The 10,442-nt window shown below is 68.6% G+C and carries 9 protein-coding genes and 1 pseudogene; 9 read left to right on the top strand and 1 reads right to left on the bottom strand.

The annotated features are described in order from the left end of the window. From DU475_RS21225 to DU475_RS21185, 9 genes are all read left to right on the top strand, one after another. Nucleotides 1-1,131, top strand: a 1,131-nt coding sequence (locus DU475_RS21225; RefSeq protein WP_246700382.1) for a nickel-dependent hydrogenase large subunit, incomplete at its 5' end; no start/stop codon positions are given. Next, nucleotides 1,124-1,465 carry a hydrogenase maturation nickel metallochaperone HypA gene (hypA, locus tag DU475_RS21220; protein ID WP_164633244.1) on the top strand — a complete coding sequence of 114 codons (342 nt, stop codon included), beginning with the start codon at nt 1,124-1,126 and terminating at the stop codon, nt 1,463-1,465. The genes DU475_RS21225 and hypA, both read left to right, overlap by 8 nt. Next, nucleotides 1,465-2,454 carry a hydrogenase nickel incorporation protein HypB gene (gene hypB, locus DU475_RS21215; protein ID WP_164633243.1) on the top strand — a complete coding sequence of 330 codons (990 nt, stop codon included), beginning with the start codon at nt 1,465-1,467 and terminating at the stop codon, nt 2,452-2,454. Before hypA ends, hypB begins: the two co-directional genes overlap by 1 nt. Before the next feature lie 4 nt (nt 2,455-2,458). Then, on the top strand, nt 2,459-4,708 hold the full coding sequence (hypF, locus tag DU475_RS21210) for a carbamoyltransferase HypF (RefSeq protein WP_164633242.1): 2,250 nt from the start codon (nt 2,459-2,461) through the stop codon (nt 4,706-4,708). A 5-nt stretch (nt 4,709-4,713) separates the two neighbouring features. Beyond that, nucleotides 4,714-4,947, top strand: coding sequence for a HypC/HybG/HupF family hydrogenase formation chaperone (locus DU475_RS21205; RefSeq protein ID WP_164633241.1), 234 nt, complete (start codon nt 4,714-4,716; stop codon nt 4,945-4,947). After that, entirely contained in the window at nt 4,944-6,086 is a 1,143-nt protein-coding gene (gene hypD, locus DU475_RS21200; protein ID WP_164633240.1) for a hydrogenase formation protein HypD, read from the top strand. Before DU475_RS21205 ends, hypD begins: the two co-directional genes overlap by 4 nt. Then, nucleotides 6,083-7,129, top strand: a complete 1,047-nt coding sequence (gene hypE / locus DU475_RS21195) for a hydrogenase expression/formation protein HypE (RefSeq protein WP_164633239.1) — start codon at nt 6,083-6,085, stop codon at nt 7,127-7,129. The genes hypD and hypE overlap by 4 nt, the downstream gene beginning before the upstream one ends. 39 nt (nt 7,130-7,168) lie before the next feature. Next, nucleotides 7,169-8,617: a sigma-54-dependent transcriptional regulator gene (locus DU475_RS21190; protein ID WP_013500345.1), complete on the top strand. Its 1,449-nt coding sequence runs from the start codon at nt 7,169-7,171 to the stop codon at nt 8,615-8,617. Further along, on the top strand, nt 8,610-9,959 hold the full coding sequence (locus DU475_RS21185) for a sensor histidine kinase (RefSeq protein ID WP_164633238.1): 1,350 nt from the start codon (nt 8,610-8,612) through the stop codon (nt 9,957-9,959). Before DU475_RS21190 ends, DU475_RS21185 begins: the two co-directional genes overlap by 8 nt. Before the next feature lie 229 nt (nt 9,960-10,188). Here DU475_RS21185 and DU475_RS21180 read toward each other — a convergent pair. Beyond that, nucleotides 10,189-10,442, bottom strand: a pseudogene (locus tag DU475_RS21180) (chemotaxis protein); the annotation flags it as partial.

Here is a 10,442-nt window from a genome sequence, read left to right as displayed (position 1 = left end):
GGCCTGGATGGAGTGGCGGCCATGACCGCGGCGCCGGGCGAGGATCGCATCGAGGTCGGAATCGTCCGCCGCGGCGATCGCGTCGTTCGGCTCGACATCACCGCGCGGCGACCGATCGGCATCGGCCGGCTGGCGCAGGGCAAATCCGGCGAGACGGTCGTCGCGCTGGTGCCGCGGCTGTTCGCGCTGTGCGCATCGGCGCAGGGCGTCGCCGCGGCCCAAGCGCTCGCGGCGGCACGCGGGGGTTCGCCGTCGCCGGCGATCGTTACGGCGCAGGCCAGCGCGGTGCTGGCGGAACGCATGATCGAGCTGTTGCGCGGCACCGTGCTGCTGCTCGGCGGCGGCGGATCGCTGTCGCTGACCCATCACCTGCGCGATCTGACGATCGCGGTGCGGCCGCGCGATCCGGCCGCTCCGCTCGACGACGACGCGATTAGCCGCATCGCGCAGGGACTCGAAGCACTCGGGCTGGCGCCGCGTTCGTTTGCGGATGTTGCCGCCTGCCGGCGCTGGCTTGGATCGGATATGCTGCTGGCTGAGCTTCACCGGCCGCTGGTGGCTGAAGCTGAGTTTGGTGAGGCGGCGATCGATCCGCTCACCGCAGCGGACGATCCGGCGATCGGCGAACGGCTGATCGGTCTGGGGCCGTCCTTCGCGGTGCGTCCGGATGTTGCCGGCCGGGTGCCGGAGACCGGCGCGCTGGCGCGCAACGCGGATCACCCGGTGATCGCTTCGTTCGGCGGTGGCCTCGGCGGCCGGCTGCTGGCCCGGCTGATCGATATCGCCGCGACGCCCGAGCTGCTACGCGCGGTGCGGCGCGGGAGCGTGGACACCGCCACAGTCGTGCAGAGCGCACCACTCGGCGCAGCCATCGGCCTTGCCGCCGTCGAATCTGCCCGCGGCCGCCTGCATCACCTGATTGCGCTCGATGCCGGCGGGGCGATCCGGCAGTTCGAGATCCTGGCCCCCACCGAGTGGAATTTCCATCCGGAAGGTCCGCTGGCTCGCGGGCTCGTCGGCACGAATCTGCGAGCCACCGAGCCCGACCGGCAGCGCGTCGCGGCGCTGGTCGCGGCATTCGATCCTTGCGTCGGCTACGACGTGCGCTTCCGCGAGGCCGCCGATGCATGAAATGGCGCTGTGCGAAAGCCTGATCGAGATCATCGAGCGCGAGGCGCGCGCGCAGGATTTTTCGCGGGTGCGGACCGTCTGGGTCGAGATCGGTGCGCTCAGCCATGTCGAGCCGGAGGCGATGCGGTTCTGCTTTTCCGCGGTCGCCGATGCGGGGATCGCGGCCGGTGCGCGCTTCGAGATCGTCACCGTGCCGGGCGAGGCCTGGTGCATGGACTGCGCCAAGACGGTGCCGCTGGCGCAGCGCGCCGAGCCGTGTCCGGACTGCGGCGGTTATCGGTTGCAGGTCACGTCGGGTGACGAGCTGCGGATCAAGGAGTTGGAGGTCGAGTGATGTGTACGGTTTGCGGATGCGGAGACGGCAGCGTGGCTCCCGGCCAGGCGCACGGCCATGCCCACCATCACGGTCATGACCACAGCCATGACCACAGCCACGATCACAGTCACGACTATGATCATGCGCACGATCACGGTCATGACCACCACCACGCGCATCATCACCACCATGATCATCATCATGCCCATGACCATGGTCATCATCATCATCATGGTCATCACGACCACGATCAGGCCCCTGCGGCCGCGGATGGCAGCATCGATTTCGGCGGCGGCATCGCCGGCGTCCATGTGCCCGGCCTGACGCAGGCGCGCGTGGTACAGATCGAGCGCGATATTCTGTCCAAGAACGACGGCTATGCGGCCGAGAACCGAGCCCGCTTCGCCGCCGCCAGCTGTTTCGTGCTCAATTTCGTCTCCAGTCCCGGCTCCGGCAAGACCACGCTGCTGGTGAAGGCCATCACCGATCTGAAGGATCAGCATCCGATCGCGGTGATCGAAGGCGATCAGCAGACCGCCAACGACGCCGAGCGGATCCGCGCCACCGGCGCACCGGCGATCCAGATCAACACCGGCAAGGGCTGCCACCTCGACGCCCATATGGTCGGCCACGCGCTCGATCAGTTGCCGCCGGCGCAGGGCGGCCTGTTGTTCATCGAGAACGTCGGCAATCTGGTCTGCCCTGCGGCGTTCGATCTCGGCGAAGCTCACAAGGTGGTGGTGCTGTCGATCACCGAGGGCGAGGACAAGCCGCTGAAATATCCGCACATGTTCGCGGCGTCCGATCTGCTCCTGCTGAACAAGATCGATCTGTTGCCGCATCTCGATTTCGATCTTGCGGCGACGATCGAATACGCCCGCCGCGTCAATCCGAAAATCGAGGTGCTGACGGTGTCGGCCAGGACCGGCGAGGGGATGCCGGCGTTCTATGCCTGGATCGCCAAGCGCGCCGCTGCCGCCCGCGCTGCCGCGACCGCGGCCGAATAGCGCGATGCAGCCCGCCGTCGCCCTGGTCCCCGATGCCACTCGCGCCCGTGTACGCGTGCGCGGCGCGGTGCAGGGCGTCGGCTTCCGCCCGTTCGTGTACCACCTAGCGCAGCGCTACCGGCTCGGCGGCTTCGTCGCCAACGACGCCGAGGGCGTACTGATCGAGGTCGAAGGCGTGGCGCTGCCGGAGTTCATCGCGGCGCTGCGCAGCGAGGCGCCGCCGCTGGCGCGGGTCGACGCGATCGAGACCGAGGCGCTGCACGCCCGCGGCGACCGCGATTTCGACATCGCCGAAACCCGCGGCGGTGCGGTGACGACGCGGATCGGCGCCGATGCGGCGACCTGCGAGGCGTGTCTCGACGATCTGTTCGATCCGGCGAGCCGCTTCCACCTCTATCCGTTCGTCAACTGTACCCATTGCGGCCCGCGCTACACGCTGACGCAGCGCCTGCCTTACGACCGTGCCAACACTTCGATGGCGAAGTTCGCGCTATGCGCCGATTGCGCGCGCGACTATGGCGATCCGGGCAACCGCCGCTTCCACGCCGAGCCGGTCGCCTGCCCGGCCTGCGGGCCGCGGCTCGATCATTCGATCGCCGGGATCGTCGCGCGGCTGCGGGCCGGCGGCATCGTCGCGCTGAAGAGTCTCGGCGGCTATCATCTGCTGTGCGACGCGGCCAACGAGATGGCGGTCGCCGAGCTGCGCCGCCGCAAGGGCCGCGACGCCAAGCCGTTCGCCGTGATGGTGGCTTCCGAGGCGTCGCTGGATCGTCTCGTCGAGGCGAGCGCCGCCGAGCGGGCCTTGCTGAGTTCGGTCGAACGGTCGGTCGTGCTGATGAAAAGCCGCGGCGTCCTGGCGCCGTCGGTGGCGCCGGGGCTCGGCGCGCTCGGCGTGATGCTGCCATATACGCCGCTGCATCATCTGATCTTCCACGCTGCCGCCGGCTCGCCTGCCGGGCGTGACTGGCAGCGCGCGCCGGTCGATCTGGTGCTGGTCGCGACCAGCGCCAATGGCGGCGGGGATCCGATCGTGATCGACGATGCCGAACGCAAGCTCGCCGGCGTCGCCGATCTGATCGTCGGGCATGACCGCGCCATCGTGGTGCGCGCCGACGACAGCGTTGCGGCGATCATTGACGGCGCGCCGTCCTTCGTGCGCCGGGCGCGCGGCTTCGCGCCGCAGCCGGTCGCGCTGCCGCACGCGGTGCCGCCGGTGCTGGCGGTCGGCGCTTACTTGAAAAATACGGTTTCGCTGACGCGCGGCCGCGAGGCGTTCGTATCGCAGCACATCGGCGATCTGGCGACCGCCGACACCGTGCGGTTCTTCGAACACACTGTCGAGCACCTGACGGATCTCGTCGGCGTGACCCCTGCGGCGATCGCCCATGATCTGCATGCCGATTTCGCCTCGACCCGCTTCGCCGAGAGTCTCGGATTGCCATTGATCGCCGTGCAGCATCACCACGCCCATGTCGCATCGATCGCGGCCGAGCATGGCGTTGCCGCGCCGCTACTCGGGATCGTGCTCGACGGCCACGGCGCCGGCAGCGACGGCGGCAATTGGGGCGGCGAGCTGCTGCGCGTCGACGGCGCGCGCTTCGCCCGGCTCGGCCATCTCCGGCCTTTGGCACTGCCGGGCGGCGACGCCGCGGCGCGCGAGCCGTGGCGGATGGCGGCGGCGGCGCTGCATGCGCTGGGGCAGGGCCGGGCGATCGCCGCACGCTTCGCCGATCAGCCGCGCGCGGCGGCGCTGGCCGCGATGCTCGCCAATCACGGTTGCGCGACCACCACCAGTGCCGGACGGCTGTTCGATGCCGCCGCCGGCCTGCTCGGGGTCTGCGCGACGCAAAGCTACGAAGGCCAGGCGGCCATGCAGCTCGAAGCGCTGGTGAAATGCCCGCGCGTGCTGGGCGGCGGCTGGGAGATCGGCGCCGGCACGCTCGATCTCTCGCCGCTGCTCGCCCATCTGGCGACGTCGCGCAACGATCCCCGGGACGGCGCTGAGCTGTTCCACGGTACGCTCGCCGCCGCGCTCGCCGATTGGGCCGTGCAGGCCGCGGAGCAGACCGGACTCACCACGATCGCGCTCGGCGGAGGTTGTTTCCTCAATCGCGTACTGAGCGAAGATCTGGCGGCGCGGCTGCGGGCGCGAGGGCTGACGCCGCTGCTCGCCCGGCAGGTGCCGCCGAACGATGGCGGCCTCAGTCTCGGCCAGGCGTGGATCGCCGGCCAACTCATAGCCGAAACGGAGTAGCGCCGATGTGCCTTGCCATCCCCGCCGAAGTCGTCGAACTGCTGCCCGATCAGATGGCGCGGGTGTCGCTCGACGGCGTCAGCAAGGTGGTGTCGGTCGCGCTGGTCGAAGGCGTGGCGGTCGGCGACTACGTCGTGGTCCATGTCGGCTTCGCGCTGACCCGGATCGACCCGGAGGAGGCGAAACAGACGCTGGCGCTGCTCGCCGAGATGGGACAGCTCGCGGAGGCCGCGCAATGAAATACGTCGACGAGTATCGCGACGGCGCGGTCGCGCGCAGGATCGCCGCCGCGATCGCCAAGGCGGCCGATCCGGCGCGCAGCTATCACTTCATGGAATTCTGCGGCGGCCATACGCACGCGATCTCGCGCTACGGCCTCGAAGATCTGCTGCCGGCCAATGTCCGAATGGTGCACGGCCCGGGCTGTCCGGTCTGCGTGCTGCCGGTCGGCCGCATCGACATGGCGATCCAGCTCGCGCTGCGGCCGGAGGTGACGCTGTGTACTTACGGCGATCTGATGCGGGTGCCCGGCTCGCACGGCGCCTCGCTGCTGCGCGCCAAGGCGGCCGGCGCCGATATCCGCATGGTGTATTCGACGCTGGATGCGCTGGCGATCGCTGCAGCCGAGCCGGAGCGCGAGGTGGTGTTCTTCGCCATCGGGTTCGAAACCACCACGCCGCCGACCGCGCTGGCGATCAAGCTGGCCAGGGCGCGGGGGCTCGCCAATTTCACCGTGTTTTGCAACCACGTGCTGACGCCGCCGGCGATCCGCGGCATCCTCGAACATCCCGATCTCGACGGTGTGCCCGGCCCGCGGCTCGACGGCTTCGTCGGCCCGGCGCATGTCAGCGCGGTGATCGGATCGGACGCGTTCGCGCCGTTCGCCCGCGAGTTCGAACAGCCGGTGGTGGTGGCCGGCTTCGAACCGCTCGACGTGATGCAGGCGATCCTGATGCTGATCCGCCAGGTCAATGACGGCCGTCACGAGGTCGAGAATCAGTACATCCGCGCGGTGACGCCGGAGGGCAATACGATCGCCCAGGCCGAAGTCGACGCGATCTTCGAGCTGCGCGACAGCTTCGAGTGGCGCGGCTTCGGCGCAGTGCCGCTCAGCGGACTGCGGCTGCGCGCGGCGTATCGCGATTTCGACGCCGAGCAGCGCTTCGCGATGGCGGAGATCTCCGCCGCCGACAATCCGGCCTGCGAATGCGGCACCATCCTGCGCGGCATCAAGCGGCCGACCGACTGCAAATTGTTCGGCACGCTGTGCACGCCGGAGACCCCGATGGGCTCCTGCATGGTCTCGTCGGAAGGCGCCTGTGCGGCGCACTGGACCTATGGCCGCTTCCGCGACCATGCGCGGAGGAACGTGGCATGAGCAGCGAAATCCGGCGGCGCAAGCTCGACCTCAAGAACGGCCGGGTGGATCTGTCGCACGGCGCCGGCGGCCGGGCGATGGCGCATCTGATCGGCGAGATCTTCCACGCCGCGTTCGACAATCCGATGCTGCGCGCCGGCAACGATCAGGCGGCATTCGACGTCGATGCCGGCCGGATGGTGATGACCACCGACGGCTACGTGGTGTCGCCTCTGTTCTTTCCCGGCGGCGACATCGGTTCGCTGGCGGTGCACGGCACCATCAACGACGTCGCGATGGCCGGCGCGCGGCCGCTGTATCTGTCGGCCGGCTTCATCGTCGAGGAGGGCTTTGCCTTCGCCGATCTGAAGCGGATCGCCGACAGCATGGCGGCGGCGTCCCGCGACGCCGGGGTGCCGATCGTTACCGGCGATACCAAGGTGGTGGAGCGCGGCAAGGCCGACGGCGTGTTCATCACCACCACCGGCATCGGCGTCGCGCCGCGCGATCTGGTGCTGTCGTCCGATCAGGCGCGCCCCGGCGACAAGGTGCTGCTGTCCGGCTTCGTCGGCGACCACGGCGTTGCGGTGATGTCGCAGCGGCAGAACCTCGCGTTCGAAACCACCGTTCAATCGGACAGCGCCGCGCTGCACGAACTGGTCGCCGCGATGGTGGCGGCGGCGCCGCAGGGCTTGCGGGTGATGCGCGATCCGACCCGCGGCGGGGTGGCGGCGACGCTCAACGAACTGGCCCAACAATCCGGCGTCGGGTTCCGGCTCGACGAAGATGCCGTACCCGTCCGGCCGCAAGTGGCGGCGGCGTGCGAACTGCTCGGGCTCGATCCGCTCTATGTCGCCAACGAAGGCAAGCTGATCGCCATCGTCGCGCCCGAAGCGGCCGGGACCGTGCTGGCCGCGATGCGTGGGCATCCGCTCGGGCGCGACGCGGCGCTGATCGGCGAGGTGATCCTCGACGATCATCACTTCGTGCAGATGATTACCTCGTTCGGCGGCGGGCGGATCGTCGACTGGCTGGCCGGCGAGCAATTGCCGCGGATTTGCTGAAGGCGCTAGATTGATCGTGGGTGTGATGGGACGAGGACGATGAGCGGCCAGGCGACGGTTTTGGTGGTCGATGACGAGATCCGGTCGCTGGAGTCGCTGAAGCGCGTGCTGAGCGACGAGTTCGAGGTGATCTGTGCGCGCGACCCCGGCGAGGCGCGGCGCGTGCTGGAAAGCGAGATCGTCCACGCCATCCTGTGCGATCAGCGGATGCAGTACGAGACCGGCGTCGACTTCCTCAAGCATGTCCGCGAGACCTGGCCCGATCCGGTGCGGATGATCATCTCCGGCTATTCGGACTCCGAGGACATCATCGCCGGCATCAACGAGGCGGGGGTGTATCAGTACATCGCCAAGCCGTGGCATCCCGACAAGCTGCTCGACACCGTGCGCGGCGCGGTCGAGCTGTTCCGGCTGCAGAAGGAAACCGAGACCGCCAATATCGACGTCAAGCTGACGCCGGAGCGGGTGCAGCGCGTCGTCACCGAAAAGCGCGGCGCGGCCCGCAAGCTGTACGATTTCGACCGCATCGTGCACGCGCCCGACAGTCCGCTCGCCGAGGTGATCGAACTCGGCAAGCGTGCCGCCGAATTCGACATCTCGGTGCTGATCACCGGCGAGAGCGGCACCGGCAAGGAGCTGCTGGCGCGTGCGATCCACTACGGTTCGGCACGTTCCGGCAAGGCGTTCGTGGTCGAGAATTGCGGCGCGCTGCCGGACGAGCTGCTCGAAAGCGAATTGTTCGGCTGCAAGAAGGGCGCCTTCACCGGCGCTTATCAGGATCGCGTCGGACTGTTCGAAGTCGCCGATGGCGGCACGATCTTTCTCGACGAGATCGGCGAGACCTCGCCGGCGTTTCAGGTCAAGCTGCTGCGCGTGTTGCAGGAGAGCGAGATCCGTCCGCTCGGCGCGCAGCGCGTCCGCAAGGTCGATGTCCGCATCGTCGCCGCCACCAATCGCGACCTCGAGGCCGAGGTCCGCGCCGGCCGCTTCCGCCGCGATCTGTTCTATCGGCTGGCGGCGTTCCCGCTGCACATGCCGTCGCTGCGCGAGCGGCCGATGGACGTGCCGCTGATCGCCGCCAAGGTGCTGGCCGACGTCGCCAAATCCTACGGCCGCGCCGTCAACGGCTTCACCCCCGGCGTGCTGGCCCGGATGCGGCATTATGACTGGCCCGGCAATGTTCGCGAACTCCAGAACGAAATCCAGCGTATGGTGGTGCTGACCCGGGACGGCTGGTTGCAGGAGGCCGATCTGTCGGCGCGGATCCGGCAAGGCAACGAGCCGATCCGGCTGCAGTCCTCGCATCACGGCAGCGCCACCCTGAAGACCAACATCGAGGCGCTGGAGCGGCACATGATTATCGAGGCGCTCGATCGCCACGGCGGCAATATCAGCCGCGTCGCCGGCGAACTCGGCCTGTCGCGCGTCGGCCTGCGCAACAAGCTGGGCCGCTACGATCTGCGCAAGGGCCTCGACGACGATGCCTGATCGCATCGCCCCCGGCGAGCGCCTGATCGACCGCGTCGGTTCGCCTCTGCTGTCGCCGCTCGAAGGCGATCAGGAGGCCGCGTGGATCGAAGTGATCCGCAAGATGGACGAGGTCTATGCCGACCTGCTCCGCTACGAGACCGACCTCGAAGAGAAGAACACCGCGCTGGAGGAAGCGCAGGCTTTCATCTCCAGCGTCATCGAGTCGGTTTCCGATATCCTGATCGTTTGCGACCGCAACGGCATCGTACTTCAGATCAATCCGGCCGCGGTACGGTTGCTGGCGACGCCGGCCGCCGCGGTGGTCGAGCGCCCGCTCGGCGAACTGGTCGATGCCGCCGACCGGGCCCGGATCGAGGAGCTGCTGCGGGCGCCGTCGTCCTCGGAGATCGCGCTGGAAATCCGCTTCGTCACCGCGCACGGTCTGTCCGATCTCTACGCCATCAACGGCGCGACGCGCTGCGATCAGGCCGGCCATCGCGTCGGCACGGTGCTGACCGGCAGGCCGATCGGCGAGCTGCGCCGCGCCTACGAGGCGCTGCACACCGCGCACAGCGAATTGCAGCGCGCCCAGCGCCAGCTCGTCGAGCAGGAGAAGATGGCGAGTCTCGGCCGCCTGGTCGCCGGCGTGGCGCACGAACTGAACAATCCGATCAGCTTCATCTACGGCAACATCCACATGCTGGACCGCTACCGTGAGCGGATGGCGGCGTATCTGGCGGCGATCCACGGCGGCGCCGATCCGGCGGAGATCGATGCGCTGCGCCGGCGATTGAAGATCGACGCGCTGCTCGCCGACTACGCGTCGCTGATCGAAGGCACGCTGGAAGGCGCGATGCGGGTCTCGGACGTGGTGAAGAACCTGCGTCGCCTGAGCTTCCCGCGAACCGGCGAGACCCAGCCGATCGACGTCGACCGCATCGTGCGGACGGCGGCGCGCTGGGCGGCGCGCGCCAAGCCCGGCCATGTCGATCTCGCCTTCGACATCGTGCCCGACCTCACGGTGGTCGGCAATGAAGGCCAGTTTCACCAGATCATGGTCAATCTGGTCGACAACGCGATCGATGCGGTGCGCGGCCGGCCCGAGCCGCGGATCGAGATTTCGGCCAGGCGGCAGGACGGCGAGGTGACCATTACGGTCGCCGACAACGGTCCGGGTTTGCCCGACGGCATGATCGACAAGATCTTCGAGCCGTTCTTCACCACCAAGCCGGTCGGCGAAGGCACCGGACTCGGCCTGTGGATCAGCTACGGCATCGTTCGCGAGCACGGCGGCACGCTCGCGGCGGCGAACCGCGACGAAGGTGGCGCAGCGTTCACCGTGACGCTGCCGGCGTCGTAGGCCCCGCTCGTGAGCCGCAAGCCCAGACCTGCGGCATCATCGAGACCGCGGCTTGCCGTCCCGCTGCGATGATCCAGCTCCCGCTCCGCCATCCTGCTCGTCCGCGATCGGGATGAGGAAACGCACGGCGCGTGCCGCGTGGTTCAAGACATCAGGTTGCGGCTGTCGTGGCATCGGGCGGCGCGGTCCTGATCCATCACGGTCCTGATCCATCAAGACCGGCGCTGCTTCAAAACAGCTCGAAGTCGCAATCGCTTGCAACGGGCGCCTGCTGTTTGGCGGCGAGCCCGAACTGCTGCAGGAAGCGGCGATGGACGTCGCGCTCGCGCTCCATCGTGTAGCGCGCGTAGAGTTCGTCGAGGACGGCTTCGTCGTGGGGGCCGACAGCCGTGCGTCCGAGGTCTCCGCCGGCTTGTTCCAGATCCTTCGCCACGGCCGGGAGCGCCGAGGCGCTGGATTCGAGCGAGGTCATCTGCTCGCGGG

It is taken from the genome of Rhodopseudomonas sp. WA056, from assembly GCF_010906995.1.
In the GTDB taxonomy this organism is placed as follows: Bacteria; Pseudomonadota; Alphaproteobacteria; order Rhizobiales; family Xanthobacteraceae; genus Rhodopseudomonas; species Rhodopseudomonas palustris_G.
The sequence above is the reverse complement of the archived record's forward strand: the minus strand, read 5'-3'. Positions and strand labels throughout refer to the sequence as shown.

What these genes read in the sequence shown, in the direction of transcription:
- hypB (WP_164633243.1), top strand. Translation starts at nt 1,465, where the DNA reads ATGTGTACGGTTTGCGGATGCGGAGACGGCAGCGTGGCTCCCGGCCAG.
- hypF (WP_164633242.1), top strand. Translation starts at nt 2,459, where the DNA reads ATGCAGCCCGCCGTCGCCCTGGTCCCCGATGCCACTCGCGCCCGTGTA.
- hypA (WP_164633244.1), top strand. Translation starts at nt 1,124, where the DNA reads ATGCATGAAATGGCGCTGTGCGAAAGCCTGATCGAGATCATCGAGCGC.
- hypE (WP_164633239.1), top strand. Translation starts at nt 6,083, where the DNA reads ATGAGCAGCGAAATCCGGCGGCGCAAGCTCGACCTCAAGAACGGCCGG.
- hypD (WP_164633240.1), top strand. Translation starts at nt 4,944, where the DNA reads ATGAAATACGTCGACGAGTATCGCGACGGCGCGGTCGCGCGCAGGATC.
- DU475_RS21205 (WP_164633241.1), top strand. Translation starts at nt 4,714, where the DNA reads ATGTGCCTTGCCATCCCCGCCGAAGTCGTCGAACTGCTGCCCGATCAG.
- DU475_RS21185 (WP_164633238.1), top strand. Translation starts at nt 8,610, where the DNA reads ATGCCTGATCGCATCGCCCCCGGCGAGCGCCTGATCGACCGCGTCGGT.
- DU475_RS21190 (WP_013500345.1), top strand. Translation starts at nt 7,169, where the DNA reads ATGAGCGGCCAGGCGACGGTTTTGGTGGTCGATGACGAGATCCGGTCG.